The organism is Ruoffia halotolerans, from assembly GCF_014049385.1.
Classification (GTDB): domain Bacteria; phylum Bacillota; class Bacilli; order Lactobacillales; family Aerococcaceae; genus Ruoffia; species Ruoffia halotolerans.
In genome coordinates, this window is the sequence record NZ_JACAOA010000014.1 from 1 (window position 1) to 16,507 (window position 16,507).

Consider the following 16,507-nt stretch of genomic DNA (forward strand, 5'->3'; position numbering starts at 1 on the left):
CTAGCCAATATGTTGGAAAAGAAAATTATAAACATTCAGTAGTTTTAATATATATAAATTTTATAAATCATTTAATACGAGAAAATGAGTTATTATTCGCTAATGACTTAATTGATAATATAATGAAAGATTTGATTAATACCAAGTATTTTTATGAAATAACTAAACTTAACTATTTAAAAGGCAAGTTAACAATAGCGCAAGGTAATATAGAAGATGGACTTAAAATCGCTCAAAAATCCATAGATATCATGTATAATTTAGAGGCTTTTTCCATTGCACAGGCTCATAAAAAAGCATTAAAAGATTTTATAGATTCTCTTGAGAGTTAAAGTAAAGTTATATTTTTATACTTACTTTTTAACTGTTAGATCAATTGTTTATTAGTCAGAGTGTAAAAATTGTGTCTCTATCGTTTTAATAACGACACATTAGGTCGAGCTTATGAAAAAACAATTAATGAACTCATAATTTCTGTTGAACTTGAACTAAAGGAAAATTCCTAATACATTCAACTACAAAAAAGTGTGACTTGTTTTTATTTACACAAGTCACACTTTATTTATCTAGCTTCTCACTAACCTTTCAACTTTAAAGCTTCCTGCGGTGAATAGAACCAGGCCATATAACGCAATGACTGGAATATTTGGTAAGATTGCTCCCGTGTCTAGAGATTCAAACAGCCAATAAAATGGTGAGATATATTGGATGAATGAGAAACTTGGTATATCTATAATACCTATGCCTAAGAACACAAAGACAATTGATAAGACAATACCTACCATTAGGATGACTTGATCATTTTTAAATAGTCTGAATAGGACCATCGTAAAGCCAGCGTTAAAGATACAAAAAGCAAGAATTGCAGCAATTATCACTGGGAGTTGCGTGATTGTAATACCGAATATTAAACAAATAAGCAAGATCACTAACATCGCTGAGATAAAATTATAGAGCGAGAAGGCTGCTAAAACACTACCTAATATTTGCCAACTGCGGGCATTTGTTACAATACTTCGGGTTAACACACCGTCACTTCTTAATTTATTCAAATCAGCACTCACTAAGCTACTTGCGTAACTCATGAAAAATATAGTCATAAAAACTACGATGACTAAATTTCCATCAATGGGAGTATAACTTTGATTGATACTTGGTTCAGCAACTTGAATTTCTTCAAAGTCTACTCCTGCTTCACTTAAAGCATTCTCTGTCATTACTTCACTCAATACAGAGGTAAATTCGGATTCAAAGAATATATCATTATTTTCTCCATTGATACTATGCGATTTAATTCTGGAACCTTCCTCTGGAAAGTTAGCGGGAATTTCATAAATCATCGCTAACTCACTTTGTTCCAATTGATCAAAGGCCTCTTTAGAATCTGACGCAAAGTTAGCTTGTAAATTCTCACTCAGTCTTGGGTACACATTCTCCTCAACAAACTCCGAATGATTTAAGATAACAAACTCTTCACTTAAGTTCGCATTAGTATCAGAGGTGGTGATAAACATTAAACCGCCGACCATAAATAACGGCATAATGAAAGACATTGAGATGAGACCAATATTTTGGCAAATTCGTTTAAAGTGAAACCAAACTAATTGCATGAATTTCATAATGGTTTCAACTCCCTTCTGTTTCTCAGTTGAATAACGAAGAATACTAGTATGACACTAACTAATACGATTCCAACAGCTAGGCCGATATTCGCCGTCCAATCATTATTGAGAAGATAGTCAAACATCGGTTGAGAGAATATTTCTCGATAGTAGTTTTGATTAATTATCTTTCCAAATTCCCCACCTATAAGACGGTCAATGGGTAGAAAACCTAAAATCATATATAAAGATGTTAGGATGAGGTAAACTAAATTCACGTATTTATCTGGTATAAAATAATATAAAATACTATTCAATACTTGGAATAAAAGAGCATATATAACTATCCAACCAAAATAAAACAAGGGATTCCCAACAAATGTCGTACTATCAATGAATCGCCATATGACCATATACAAACTAGCTAAAAATGTATACGTTAGTGTGTCTGAGATGATACCGTAAATAACGTCTTGAGCGGGTGTCAGAGGGAGTACGCCAATTCTTTTTCTTAAACCCTTCATATCTTCGTTTGTCTTCAGACCTATACTTCCAGCTAAGGACAAGATAAAGATATAAACGAGGCCAGAAACAGAAATATATTGATTACTCGTTAAAGCTGATTGAGATTCATATTGTTCCTTTACAAATACTTGTTCACTTCTCAATTGAGACGCGAGTTCAAGTGAATGTATGAGTTCATCGACTGTAGCTTGATCTGACATTGCTCCCAATTCTTCGCCTAATTGTTGTTGATTGACTAAACTACTTTGAAAACTTGTAATTAATTGAGTAAGTATTGCTTCTTCAGATGCTGAAGCATTTTCTTTAGATTCAATACTCACTAAAGTATCTTCTAAGCGTTGACTATATTCTGGTTGAAGATGAATAACAAACTTTGAATCATCATGACTTTCTACGATGTCCACATATGATTGCATGGTCTCATTACTGAAAGCATCAATGAAGACTTGCCCCACCTCCCCTTGATCTTCATTATTAATACTGATTTCCACCGGATTACTTGTTTGTTCAGGAACAAAGGCTGAACTAAAGGAGAAGCCCATTAAGAGTGAGAAAAAGATTGGCATGGCAACATATAATGCCAGAATCGTCATCCATTGCTTAGCATTGGCTCGCATGTTTGTCTTAACGTAAGTCCATAATTGGCTCATTAATAAAACCTCCTTAGTCTCTTAATGTTTTTCCGGTGAGTTGTAAGAAAGATTCCTCTAGACTTAAAGCTTCTTTATTTAATGTCGTTAGTTCAATATTTTCTTCATTAATTAAAGTCATCAATTCCTTTGTATTAAACTCAACGGGATCGACAATTAAGTGGAATGAATTATTTTCACTCACAACTTGTTGAACTCCTGGCAATCTCGTCGATAATTTCTCTTCAAAATCAAGTGGCGCTTGCTCCACTTCGATAAACCATTTCACTGTATCTTGAACTAATTGCTTAATCTTAGCTTGAGTTCCATAACCAATTTGTTGACCATTATCTAATATGAATAAACGCTCACACAAGGCTTCTACTTCTTCCATGTAGTGTGAAGTATATAGAACGGTTGTACCGTACTCCTGATTCATATATTGAATAAATTCGAAAATCTTATTTCTTGACTGAGGATCCACCCCAACAGTCGGCTCATCCAGGATGAGAAATTTGGGTCTGTGAAGAATTGCGGCTGCGATATTTAACCGTCTTTGCATCCCACCAGAGAACGTTTTAACTGCTTTTTTCGTATGTTCCGTTAACCCAACCACCTCAAGGCCTTCATTGATACGTTCTTTCAACATGCGACCCGATAAACCATAAAGTCCACCAAAATATTCCAAATTCGAAGTCGCATTTAACTCTTGCATCAGAGCAATTTCTTGAGGTACTAAGCCGATTTGTTCACGTACTTTTACAACATCTTGAGGAACCACGTGCCCATCGACTGAAATATCCCCTGAATTATATTGTGTCAGACCGGTAATAATATCAATCAATGTTGATTTCCCAGCTCCATTGGGTCCAATTAGGCCAAAGCATTCCCCACTTTCAATCTCAAAGGAAACATTATCTAATACTTGATCTTTACCGTAACTCTTATATATATTGTTAATCTCTACATAGCTCATAATTACCCTCCTCTTTATTTCCAACTTAAGTATAACTAAACATTGCTGTGTCAACTATTCACTGAGGTCACTGATTCGAGTGACTTTAGTCACTATTTTAAAAAACACCCTCAATAAACGCAGGAATTTGCATTTATAAAGGGTGTTATCTTAATTCATCAAGCCATTCTCATAAGCAAAAATAGCTAGTTGAGTTCTGTCTCTTAAATCGAGTTTATTTAAAATCGTACTAATATTATTCTTAACCGTTCCAATAGAGAGATATAAAGTGTCAGAAATTTCTTGATTATTTAAGCCGCTGGCTATAAGCAAGATCAGCTTAATTTCTTTCTCTGATAAATTAAAGTCCTTTCCATTAAAACTTTTACTTTGGAAGTTGGAGTGATTAGATAACATGGCTTGGCTAATCTTTCCGTCCAAAACGACATTATCATTAAAAACAATACGGATGCCTTCATGAATCTCTTCATGGCTACTATCTTTGAGTAAGTAACCCGATGCTCCTAATTGCATCGATTGAGCGATGTACTCCACATCTTGGAAAGTTGTTAGAATTAATACTTTAATTTGAGGATGAGCTGCTTTAATTAACTCGGTCCCTTCGATCCCATTTGAATCTGGCATGCGAATATCCATGAGCACAACGTCGACCGGATTATGTTGGCAAAATATCGCCGCTTCTTTACCACTAGTCGCCTCTCCAACAATCTCAATATCTTCAAAAGAACCTAGTAATATAGCTAAACCACCTCTGATGAGTTGTTCATCATCAACGAGTAATACTTTGATTCTATCCGTCATAACTGCTGCCCCCCTTTGGTAATACGATTCTTACTTTAAAGCCTTTATTTAGAGCGGAATGAATCTGAACTTTTCCACCTAATAACTTCGTCCGTTCTTTCATACCCGTAATGCCCATTTGCGGTTTAATCGTATCCGTTCCTTTTCCATTATCCATCATCGTTAAGATAACCGTGGAATCCGTAAAGTGACATTGAATTCGAACTTCATCTGCTTGACTATGTTTACTACTGTTACTTAAAAATTCTTGAATCGCTCTCATAAATAATAACTCTTGTTCAGGCGATAAGCTCCAAAGTAATTGATTATTATTAAAATAAACTTTAATCGGACTATTATGCTCAAAATCTGAAATGATGTGGTGCACCTGCTCAATAAAAGCAAACTTTTGATAATGTTTAGGCTTTAATTGGTGAATCACTTGGCGAACATCTGATAAGCCTTCTTTAGTAAAGTGATGTAATTGCTTTAACATAGCTGATGCTTGTGGCATCTTTTCCTCTGTCAATTTCTCAATGGCTGCCAATTGGATGACGATGGTCGATAAAGTATGCCCTACCGTATCATGTAAATCCCTAGAAATTCGGTTCCTCTCATTAAGGGTATGAATTTCCTCCATCGCAATCATTTGTGCCTTTTGCTCTATCAACCGCTCTTCTTGCTCATCTGCTTGAGTGCGAAACTCATAAAGACTAGTTTCTTGTACTTCTAAACGGGTTGCTTGTTCGGCTAAATAACCACATATGATAACGATACTCACTGTGAACATTAAATAATCCACCTGCGGCCAAATCGTGAGCGTTGACCATATAAACCCCGAAACAATCGCCATTAAAGATAATATAAGTACAGTCTTTTTCCGTGAAAATAACTCTCTTAATTCAATGGTTAAAAGTCCTAGCATCAAATATGGAAAGGATGGCAGTAGCCATATATTGATTAAGGCTAAAAGACACAATACAACACTATTTATCTGTTTATATTGCAAACATTCCATATAAAACCAACCTAAATGAAAGCAAATAATCCAAATAAAAAACCAAAAGAAATTACTTTGCCAAAAACTTTCTAAAGGGAAAAATTGCCCCATACTTAAGATTAATAATATATATTTAATCACTTTCATATATTCACCTCATCTTTTACATATTTAAATATAACAGACGCCAAGTATGAATGGTAGATTTTACATAATTTCTAGGTAAATAGAAATACCCCACCAGACAAAATCTGTCTAGTGGGGCAATTTAACTACTCTAATTATTCAGCTGCTTCCTCGAAATACTCTGGGAAGTGTGATTCTACGATTGAGAAACAACGGTGACATAATTCTGGTGCCGCCTCAATTGTTCCAACTTCTGGTCTTACCGCACGACAACGGTCACAAGTATGACCTTCTGCCGGCTGAACTTTAACACCAAAGCCGTCATAATCAACGACTGAACCATCAGCTTCATCAGCTAAGTGTAAGTCTAAGGCAGATACGATTAATAATTGATCTAAATGATCACTTAGAGCATTCAATTGATCAATTGTCTCTTGATCTGTATAGACAGTTGCTTTTGCTTCAAATGATTTCTTGATTGGGTGTTCTTCATCATTTTTTGCATTTTCTAAACCTTTAGCAACAGCTGACTCCACTTTGAAGAAGACATCCCATTCTTTAACAGTTTCTTTGTCTTGAGAAACGTCTTCGAATTTAGGTAAGTCTTGTAATTGAACAAAACCTTCTGCTCCTGGTAATTCTTTCCAAGCTTCTTCCATAGTATGAAGTAAGATTGGTGATAATAATGGAATGAAACCTTCAAGAACTGTATAAATAACAGTTTGCATTGCACGACGCGCTTTAGATTCTGCCGCTTCAATATAAACGACATCTTTTGCAAAGTCTAAGTAGAACGCTGATAAATCAACAGTAATGAAGTTAATTACTCTCTTAAAGATCGTTGAGAATTCATAATTTTCATAAGCTTGTGTTACTTCATTAACTAAAATACGATATTTAGCAAGAATATATTGATCAACTTTAGCTAAGTCACTTTCAGCAATCTTATCTGTTTCAGGATTGAAATCAAATAAGTTTGATAACATAAAGCGGACCGTGTTACGAATCTTACGGTATGATTCTGATACTTGTTTTAAGATGTCTTTAGAGATACGTACGTCATTCTCATAATCCACACTTGAAACCCACAGACGGATAATATCTGCACCTAATTCTTCAGTAATCTCTTCCGGTGTAATAACGTTACCAATTGATTTACTCATTTTTTGACCTTTACCATCCATTACAAATCCTTGAGAAAGAACTGATTTGTATGGTGGGAAACCATTAACAGCCACTGAAGTTGTAAAACTTGAGTTGAACCATCCTCGGTATTGGTCAGATCCTTCTAAGTACATATCAGCAGGGAATTTTTGGTCTTCACGGACTTGTAATACCCCAGCATATGATGTACCTGAGTCAAACCACACGTCCATAATGTCATTTTCTTTAGTAAATTTACCATTTGGACTATCAGGATGAGTGAATCCTTCAGGTAATAAATCTTTAGGTTCTCTTTCAAACCAAACGTTTGATCCAAACTCTTCAACTAATTGAGCTACATGTTCAACTGTTTCAGTTGTTAAGATAGGTTCTCCATTTTCTGCATAGAAGATTGGTAATGGCACTCCCCATACACGTTGGCGAGAAATTACCCAGTCACCACGATCACGGATCATATTATACATACGACGTTCGCCCGATGGGTGATACCACTTCACATCATTTTCAACTGAGTTTAATAACTCATCGCGGAATTTGTTAATCGAAGCAAACCATTGTGGTGTCGCACGGTAAATAACAGGTTTCTTAGTACGCCAGTCATGTGGGTAGCTATGTTTGAATTTCTCGTCAAATAATAAAGCTCCAGTTTCACGCATCTCTTCTACGATGACTTTATTCCCTTTAAGGTAGAACATTCCTTCATATCCGGGTGCTCCATCTGTAAAGTGCCCGCGGTCATCAATAGGAGAAAGAACATCTAAGCCATATTTTTGCCCAACAATGTAGTCATCTTCCCCGTGTCCAGGTGCTGTATGAACGACACCAGTACCGGCATCTAATTCAACGTGGTCACCTAACATTAATAATGATTCACGATCATATAACGGATGTTGTGCAGTTAAACGGTCAAATTGCTCCCCTTTATATTCTGCTTCGATTGAGTAATCTTCCCAGCCAATTTTCTTAGCAACTGCTTCTAGTAAAGCTTCCGCAACAATAAATTTACGTCCATCAACATTGACTAAAACATATTTAGCATCTGCCTTTACAGATAAACCTAAGTTTGAAGGTAATGTCCAAGGTGTCGTTGTCCAGATTACGAACTCAGCATCTGCTGGTACAACATCTTTGCCATCTTTTACTTTGAAGGCAACGAAAATAGAAGGTGACGTAACGTCTTTATATTCAACTTCTGCCTCAGCTAATGTTGATTCACTTGAAGGTGACCAGTAAATTGGTTTTAGTCCTTTATAGATATATCCGCGTTCAGCCATTTGACCAAAGATACGGATTTGTTGAGCTTCATATTCGGGTTTTAAAGTTAAATACGGATTATCCCATTCACCAGTCACACCTAAACGCATAAAGTCTTCTTTTTGATTTTCAACTTGTTTTAATGCATACTCCTCACATAATTTACGGAATTCAGCGACAGACATACTCTTACGGTCTACGCCATCAGCATTAACTAAGGCTTGTTCAATTGGTAAACCATGTGTATCCCAACCAGGAACATAAGGTGAGCTGTATCCAGCCATAGAATGGTAACGTACAATAAAGTCTTTAGTTACTTTATTTAATGCATGCCCCATATGTAATTTACCATTCGCATACGGAGGTCCATCATGTAATATCCATGAAGGACGTCCTTCATTTTTCTCTTGAATTTTCTCGTACATGTCAGCGTCTGACCATTCTTTTTGTAATTCTACTTCTTTAGTAGGTAAATTTGCGCGCATGGCGAAATCTGTTTTACCTAAATTTAATGTATCTTTTAGTTTCATTATTATCTCCAATCTGATTGATTTATTTAAACATAAAAAACGCCCCTAAAAAAGGGACGTTATAAACGCGGTACCACCCAAATTAATAAGTTATCCCTAAAGATGACTTATTCACTCTACATGTTAACGCTATTTAAGCGGTTATGATTACTTACTTTCACCATAACAAACACAAAGATGATATTAATCAAAGGAGGGACTGCCAAGCTTTCACCACTCTTGACTCGCTAAAAGTATCCTAAGATTAACTTGTTCTTATTAATCTTTTGGTAATTCAATTCTAATTGTTTGTCCTAATACACTTTCACGACGTTGAGCTGCACGTTTTTCGCGTTCAGCTTCAGCTTGTGCTTCTTCATCAATCATCGCTTCTAATTCTGCGTGTCTAGAATCAACTTCTTGCTCTTCTGGCTCAACATTATTTAATAACTCATCACGATTTAAATCAACTCGTGTCGCTTCAGTATCTTCATGATCAGCTACACCAAAAGTTGCCGGATAATCTACTTCTGGAGTAGGTTCTGGCGCGTTTCTGATTTCTTCTTCAACAAAGCGATCATTTGTAATTTCATGCGCTGCATTAAAATCAGCACTGTTCTCTTCTTCAAGTCGATCTACGCGTTGGTTCACTCGTTGATTTGTTGCTTCATGGAAGTGATCAGGATTAAATTGTGATTCAATCTCTTCATCAAATAATCTATGATACTCTTCACTCGTTACAACTTCAAGTTGTTGGCGAATCATTTGCTCTAGTTTAGTACGGTAAGATTTGCTTGAACGGCGTAATGCATCAGATTCAGTGACAATATTTTTAGCTGTATCTGAAGCACTATTAATCATTCGATCTGCTTCTCTTTCAGCTTCGAATAAGATAAGTTCTGCTTCTTTACGTGCGTTTTGTTTCAAGCGATCTGCTGCTTCTTGAGCGACTACAATTGAACTGTTTAATGAGTCTTGTAATTGTGCAAAATACTCATTTTTTTCTTTTGATGCTGCTAATTCTTTCTTAAGTTCATTATTCTCCGCAATCATCTTTTCAAAGTCCGCAACAATTATATCTAAATAATCATTAACCTGGTCTGAGTCATATCCGCGAAACTTCGAATTAAATTCTTTATTTAATATTTCGTTAGGTGTTAATACCATGAATTTACAAATCCTTTCAAATATATTCAAGTTATATAATTTACTTTAAAAGCACATTGACGTTTAATCGATAATTATCTTTCTTAGTCATACCCTCGATATCATTAATCCAGAAGCGTCCAAACTTACGTAATGAAATAATATCATTGATACCAATCTCAACGTCAGGTCTCTCCATAGGAACAAAATTCACTTTCACATCACCTTGTGAGACTGAATTTTTCGCACGCTGTCTAGAAAAATTATAGACTTTGCTTAATAAAGTGTCAAGCCGTAAAGAGCTAGAAATAACATGCTTTACTTCCCATTGTTCTTCTGAGATTAATATATCTTCAAATGATAACTCTTCCAATTGTACTCCGACATTCGCAATTTTAGTTACTTGAGTTTTCAAATAATCACTGATTGATGCATCAACAATTGCATGCCAATTCGTTCCATCTGTAATAATATCCCCGATGCGCTCTCTTTCAATTCCAGTTGAAATAAACGTTCCTAAAATTCTACCATGTGTTAAATGACCAAATTTTTCTGGGTATTTAATGTTGAATAGAACGATCGTAAAATCTTCATCATTCGGTTCATAATACTGGGGATAAATACAGGCTTGTTTACGTTCTGCACCTTCATAACCACCTCTGAAAATAACTGAAATCTCATCTCGACTTGCGACAAGTTGTTCAACAATCATTTTCTCTCGAGGTGTTAAAAATACAGTTGTATAAGGTGCGAAAGTTAAATCTACCTGATCTATCCAACCGAAAACTTTATCTATAAACGGTTGTTCTTCGGGTCGATAATGTTGATATATATCATCTGACATTTAATTCACCACATTTTTAAAATAATATTGCTGCCAATATCCAGATTAAACCATCTCGGATAAATCGTAAAACAAAAATTGCAATAATAACATTGAAACTAATGCCCCCTAATGGCGGGATAAAGCGATCAAATATATCCAAATATGGTCGTGCTAATTTAACAACAAATTGTCCTAAAGCACTTTCACGGGCACCTGGTAGCCATGATAATAGTGCGTATACGACTAAAACCAGTGTATATGCCTGAAATAAATTAGAAACTAAGCTCAAAAGGCCCAACTATAACACTCCCTTAAATTCTTATCTTAAGAATTATATCATAAATTTTTACTTATTGATAAATAAAAAAAGGAACCAATACTGATTCCTCTATTATTATGATGCCTTAGCATCGTAACTCTTTATTAACGATGACGTTTACGGAAAAATGGTGGTGTATCTAATTCATCTGAATCATTTACTTCACTTTGACGACTTCCTGATCCATCCGTATTTGGACGTTCAAATTGACGTTTTGGTTTAGAGTCTGCTTCAGTTGTATCAACGTCGCGTGTGTTTGTTTCTCTATTAATGTCCCAATCATTGAATAAATCACGTTTTTGTTGACGACGTGGTGTTGGTTCGGTTGATTGGCTTGGTGAATCTGGTTGTTGTTGACTTTGAGCTGGTTGAGTTTGTTCTGCTGAAGATGATGATGTATTGAATGAGCGTCTTGGTGGTGTACTCATTTTATTACGATCAGTCTTCTCATTCTCAATACCAGTTGCGATTACTGTAACAATAACTTCGTCACCTAAATCATTATTGATTGACGTACCGAAGATAATGTTTACATCGCCACTTGATGCATTTGCAACAATATCACTTGCATCTTGTGCTTCGAACAAGCTTAAGTCTTCTCCTCCTGTTATGTTTAATAAAATTTGTTCTGCTCCATCAATAGATACTTCTAATAATGGTGAAGAGATAGCTTTCTTAGTTGCTTCAGCCGTACGGTTTTCACCTGAAGATTGACCTACACCCATTAATGCAGTTCCTTGATCCTTCATTACAGTTTTCACGTCAGCAAAGTCTAAGTTTACGTAACCTGGTGCGGTAATTAAATCAGAGATACCTTGTACACCTTGACGTAAAACATTATCTGCTTCACTGAATGCTTCTAACATTGGAGTTTTACGGTCTACAATTTCTAATAAACGGTTGTTTGAGATAATTACTAAAGTATCAACCGCCTCTTTTAAGTTTTTCAAACCTTCAGCCGCAAAGCGTCCGCGTTTTGGTCCTTCAAAAGTAAATGGACGTGTTACAACACCTACTGTTAAAGCGCCTAAGTCTTTAGCAATCTTAGCCACAACTGGTGCAGCACCTGTACCAGTACCTCCACCCATACCAGCAGTAACAAACACTAAGTCTGCCCCTTCTAGTACTTCGCGAATTTGTTCTTCACTTTCTTCAGCCGCCTTTAATCCAATTTCTGGTAGTGAACCTGCACCTAAGCCTTTAGTTACTTTTGGGCCTAATTGGATTTTGATTTCTGCATCTGAACCTTGTAATGCTTGAGTATCCGTATTTGCAACGATGAATTCAACACCTTGAACTTCGTCTTTAATCATACGATTGACGGCATTTCCACCTGCTCCACCTACACCAATTACTTTAATTACTGCGCCATCATATCCCATTGTTGAATCGAATGATAATTCCATTTAAAAATTCCTCCTGTTTATCTATCAAGTCTTAATCAAAAAATGTTTGGAAAAAGTCACGGACTTTTGCCGTTATGCCATTCCCATTACTTTGATCAGTAACAGGCTCTGAATAGTTATTCGCTTCTTCATCTTGCGAATAATCATCATAGTATGCCGCATCTTCATAACGATAGTCGTCATCAAATGAATTATATTGTTGATAATCATCTTGTTGATTCGAACTAGGCATATTATCTGGCATCGTACGTTGGTCATTTGCCATTTGGTTTATCTCATTAGCTGGTTGACGACGTTGACCACCGAACAAGTCACCTGATTGTTGACCTCTTGCCACTTGCCCTTGGTTACGGCCACTTGAAGGTACCGGTCGTCTTTGCCCACCTAGTGGTGACATAGATTGTCTTGGTGCAGCTTGTGCCGGAACCGCAAAAGTTCCTTGGGCAATTCGGTGCACATCATCAAGATTTGCAACATATTCGATCATTCCAAGGCTTGTCGTATAGATTGGATTACGCATTCCCATTTCTTCAGGGATAAATAAGCGAACTTTACTTCCGAAGTATCGTTTAGCTAAGTCTAGAACTCCTGGTAATGACACAGCTCCACCTGTCAGAACATATCCACCAGGTAAATCAAGTCCATCTACACGATTTAATTCTTCATATAATGTTTCAAATATTTGTACTAGACGCGCTTCGATGATTTCAGCAAGGTAGTGTTCATCTACACGTACAGGTTCTTTCTTTCCGACGGTTTCAACTGGGAAGTACTCATCATCTGTTGTTTGACTTGCGATAGCAAAGCCGAATTCACGTTTGATACGTTCAGCAGAATCAAGTGATGTGTTTAGAATAACTGAGATATCTTTTGTAACGAAATCTCCACCCTCTTGATCCACAAATGAATATTTCATTTGGCCGTCATACATAATTGATGCACTTGATTGTCCACCACCCATATCTACAACCACTGTTCCAAACTCTCGCTCATCTGCTGATAAGGCTACGGATGCAATTGCTTCTGGTTGAACAACTAGTTCACTGATTGATAAACCTGCTTTTTGAACACAGCGTCGAATATTATGGATGATTGTTCTAGGTCCAGTAATTAAACGCGCATAAAGTTCTAGACGAACCCCGATCATTCCTCTTGGATCTTTAATTCCATTGAATCCATCGACGATAAATTCTTCAGGAATAATTGAGATAATCTCTCTTTCAGGAGGTACTGAACGAACTTTAGCTGCTTTGATTACATTCTCAACGTCTAGGGCTGTTATTTCTCTATTATCGCTGGCAACAGCAATCATACCGTGGCAATCTTCTACCATAATTTGATTACTTGGAACACCAACAATGACTTCGTTAATTTTTACATTTGCTTTGCGTTCTGCTTGAGAAATGGCTCTTTGAATTGATTTCACAGTATCATCAATATCGACAATAACACCGCGACTCAAACCACGTGATTTCTCATTTCCCACACCGATGATATTAATATTTCCATTAATATACTCAGCGACAACGACTTTAATTGAGGTCGTACCAATATCTAAACTAACAAAAATTTCTTGATTTCTCATTTAGGCATTAACCCCCTTCTGGCTAATTATTTTTCTATATTTTGTTTAATTTTCTTCAATTTCACATTACCTATATTAGCACAAACTTCATTTTAATAGAAGAAAAAAAGATAAATGTAAGTATAATTACATATAACTTATCTTAATTATTGTCAAGTTTGACACTATTAGTAGAATCTTCTGCTGGTGTGAAGTATGCACCGACTTCAAAATTAATCACTCCGGTTTGCCCGTCTAATTGTGTTAAAATATCCGGATAATATTGTACTTTTTGAGCAAAAGTCGAAATTATGGCATTTATGGTATTTCCATCTTCCATTTCAACAACTATGGCGTTCGGTTTATTTTCGTCATCAGCGGAAGTAACGGTCTCCATCATAGCTAATATCTCTGGATCAATTTGACGTAAACCTTGTGCAACTTCCGTCAGTTTACCACTAGTATCGAAGCCGATTAATTCTGGTAATGCTTCATTGGCTATATTGGCTAATTCTTGGTTTTCGGATACATTCAGTATCTCACCGTTATTCAAGACTGGTTGATAACCATCTTGGTTAATTAACCCCACAAGGTCATGTTCGACGACATTAATTTCTAATTGTTTCCAATCAGGTCGATTAAATACGACACTTTCAATTAAAGGATTTTCTTCTTTAATTGTCGCTTCAATCTCTTGTCTTTGGCTCATTACTTCATCTACTTCATCGAATTTATATATTCGAGACGATCCTTTTACAAACGTTTTCGGAACAAGCTCGGTTCCCGTGACGACTATATTATTCACTTTATTAAACGGCATTAATTGCCAACCCGTCACTAGCATTGTTAGGTATATTAATGCAAAAACTGCAAATAGTACAGTCTTACCCTTTGGCAGGGCCGCATTAGAACTCTTATTCATCTGTCTATTGACCTTTTGGTGCAAGTTATAATACCAATTAGTTCGACTACCTTGAGGTTGGTTTCTTCCAGAAGGTTGATTGCCAGAGTAATTTCGGTTAAAGTTCTGATTTCTGTTCAGATTTTGATTTCGCCTTTGATTCAAATTCTGATTTTGCTGTCTAGTTGCTCTCTCACGAGTATTTGATTGGGGTTCGTCAAAGTTTCGCCTATTTGGTTGATTCGCACGACTATTAGATTCATTCTGATCGCGTCTGTACTCATCCATATGATATACTCGTCGCTGTTGAACAGGACCTGACTGAGGTGGTATCGGATGAATAACTTGAGTCGGTTGATACTGTTCTTCTCGGTTCCGATTCCCTTCAGTTTGAGTATGTTGAGTCCGACTGAAATAATCTTGCTCAAGTTCATCGCGATTTGTTATGCCGCTTTGCTTTGGTATAATCGGATTTCCATTACTATCGATGCGATAGTTTCCACGAATCGGTTGAGACGGTTCGTTTACCGGTCTAGATTGCCATGTTTCAGGACTGTTTGATTCCCGATTATTTGGCGTAGTTTGAGGCCCTGTTCGATAATTTCCTCGCCGCTCATTATTACTCATAGCTTTCACCTCCTCGAAAATATTTAGTCTTAATTATTTATTAAATAGATTCAACTAATTTAATAATATCATCTATTGCATGTGGCGTACCTAATTTTTTAGCATTTTCTGCCATTTTATTTAATGCTGTTTGATCTAGTATCATTCGGTCAATCGTATGAACTAATTGACTTGAGTCAAGTTGACTTTCTTTTATCATTTCAGCAGCCTGATTATTCACTAATGCTATGGCATTCATCTCTTGATGATTATTCGTAACATATGGACTAGGAATTAAAATACTAGGAAGTCCAAGTGTTGTCAATTCTGCTAATGTCGTTGCACCACTTCGGCAAACGACTAGATCAATTCTTTGAAATAGTGCTGGCATGTTATCAATGTATGGAACTATTTTAACATTATTAGGTATTTTAATCTGGTTTTCTTCTATATAATTCATCCATTCTGAATGATGAACTGAACCTGTCCCAATAATTACCTGGTACTCTTTCTTAGCAAAGTCTTCGATGGATTCTACAGCTGCTTTATTAATAGCTGGCGCACCACGACTGCCTCCAAATATTAGTACCGTTGGTAATTGATCATTAAAGCCATAATTTTTTGATAGAATATGCTCATCTTTAGCATAGTTGGTTACTTCTTGCCCTCTTGGGTTTCCAGTAAATGCCACTTTGTGACTGACTTTTGTAAAGTCATTCTCAACTTCATGAAAAGACGTCGCAACTTTATCAACAAAGCGACTTAAGAATTTATTAGTTACCCCTGCGACGCTATTTTGTTCATGAATCAGCGTTGGGATACCTAGTTGAGCTGCAGCATAAAGTACAGGTGCACAAACGAAGCCACCAGTTCCAATGACTAATTCGGGTTGAAAGTCTTTAATCATTTTCTTTGCTTTTTGTGTGCTTGTTAACATTTCCCAAGCGACTTTAATATTATCCAGTGATAAACTGCGTTTTAAACCTGATATTTCAATGGATTTAAAGTCTATATTCGCCTTTGGAACAATACTTGCTTCTAAGCCTTTGTCTGTACCAATGTATAAACACTCTAAATCCGGATTGAGTTCTTTCATTCGATTATAGATTGCAAGAGCTGGATAAATATGCCCCCCAGTTCCTCCACCAGATAAGATGATGCGATTGATTTTCATA

At 36.2% G+C, this 16,507-nt stretch carries 14 protein-coding genes and 1 other annotated feature; of the genes, 1 reads left to right on the forward strand and 13 read right to left on the reverse strand.

Features of this window, described 5'->3' with window-relative positions:
• Positions 1-332, forward strand: a 332-nt coding sequence (locus HW423_RS06265; protein WP_218931084.1) for an Rgg family transcriptional regulator, incomplete at its 5' end; no start/stop codon positions are given.
• A gap of 234 nt (positions 333-566) precedes the next feature.
• On the opposite strand, the gene HW423_RS06270 is transcribed toward HW423_RS06265, so the two are convergent.
• From HW423_RS06270 to murG, 13 genes are all read right to left on the reverse strand, one after another.
• Positions 567-1,619, reverse strand: coding sequence for an ABC transporter permease (locus HW423_RS06270; RefSeq protein WP_218931085.1), 1,053 nt, complete (start codon positions 1,617-1,619; stop codon positions 567-569).
• The gene (locus tag HW423_RS06275; RefSeq protein ID WP_218931086.1) at positions 1,616-2,776 is read right to left on the reverse strand and encodes an ABC transporter permease; all 1,161 of its coding nucleotides are present in this window, start codon (positions 2,774-2,776) and stop codon (positions 1,616-1,618) included. The genes HW423_RS06270 and HW423_RS06275 overlap by 4 nt, the downstream gene beginning before the upstream one ends.
• Positions 2,777-2,789: 13 nt before the next feature.
• A complete protein-coding gene (locus tag HW423_RS06280) occupies positions 2,790-3,731 on the reverse strand; it encodes an ABC transporter ATP-binding protein (RefSeq protein WP_218931087.1) in 942 nt (313 codons plus the stop codon).
• A gap of 150 nt (positions 3,732-3,881) precedes the next feature.
• Positions 3,882-4,532, reverse strand: a complete 651-nt coding sequence (locus HW423_RS06285) for a response regulator transcription factor (RefSeq protein ID WP_218931088.1) — start codon at positions 4,530-4,532, stop codon at positions 3,882-3,884.
• Complete coding sequence (locus tag HW423_RS06290) at positions 4,522-5,658, reverse strand: sensor histidine kinase (protein WP_218931089.1); 1,137 nt, start codon at positions 5,656-5,658, stop codon at positions 4,522-4,524. The genes HW423_RS06285 and HW423_RS06290 overlap by 11 nt, the downstream gene beginning before the upstream one ends.
• Positions 5,659-5,792: 134 nt before the next feature.
• Positions 5,793-8,585 carry an isoleucine--tRNA ligase gene (gene ileS, locus HW423_RS06295; protein ID WP_218931090.1) on the reverse strand — a complete coding sequence of 931 codons (2,793 nt, stop codon included), beginning with the start codon at positions 8,583-8,585 and terminating at the stop codon, positions 5,793-5,795.
• A 49-nt stretch (positions 8,586-8,634) separates the two neighbouring features.
• Positions 8,635-8,856, reverse strand: a binding site (T-box leader).
• The gene (locus HW423_RS06300; RefSeq protein WP_218931091.1) at positions 8,844-9,731 is read right to left on the reverse strand and encodes a DivIVA domain-containing protein; all 888 of its coding nucleotides are present in this window, start codon (positions 9,729-9,731) and stop codon (positions 8,844-8,846) included. (Overlaps the previous feature by 13 nt.)
• A gap of 40 nt (positions 9,732-9,771) precedes the next feature.
• On the reverse strand, positions 9,772-10,554 hold the full coding sequence (locus HW423_RS06305; RefSeq protein WP_218931092.1) for a YlmH family RNA-binding protein: 783 nt from the start codon (positions 10,552-10,554) through the stop codon (positions 9,772-9,774).
• 16 nt (positions 10,555-10,570) lie between these two features.
• The gene (locus tag HW423_RS06310; protein ID WP_218931093.1) at positions 10,571-10,834 is read right to left on the reverse strand and encodes a YggT family protein; all 264 of its coding nucleotides are present in this window, start codon (positions 10,832-10,834) and stop codon (positions 10,571-10,573) included.
• A gap of 125 nt (positions 10,835-10,959) precedes the next feature.
• Complete coding sequence (gene ftsZ, locus HW423_RS06315; RefSeq protein ID WP_218931094.1) at positions 10,960-12,261, reverse strand: cell division protein FtsZ; 1,302 nt, start codon at positions 12,259-12,261, stop codon at positions 10,960-10,962.
• A gap of 31 nt (positions 12,262-12,292) precedes the next feature.
• Positions 12,293-13,846: a cell division protein FtsA gene (gene ftsA, locus HW423_RS06320; protein WP_218931095.1), complete on the reverse strand. Its 1,554-nt coding sequence runs from the start codon at positions 13,844-13,846 to the stop codon at positions 12,293-12,295.
• Positions 13,847-13,988: 142 nt separating this feature from the next.
• Positions 13,989-15,353, reverse strand: coding sequence for a cell division protein FtsQ/DivIB (locus HW423_RS06325; protein ID WP_218931096.1), 1,365 nt, complete (start codon positions 15,351-15,353; stop codon positions 13,989-13,991).
• A 40-nt stretch (positions 15,354-15,393) separates the two neighbouring features.
• Positions 15,394-16,506, reverse strand: a complete 1,113-nt coding sequence (gene murG / locus HW423_RS06330) for an undecaprenyldiphospho-muramoylpentapeptide beta-N-acetylglucosaminyltransferase (protein WP_218931097.1) — start codon at positions 16,504-16,506, stop codon at positions 15,394-15,396.
• Position 16,507 lies beyond the last annotated feature (1 nt).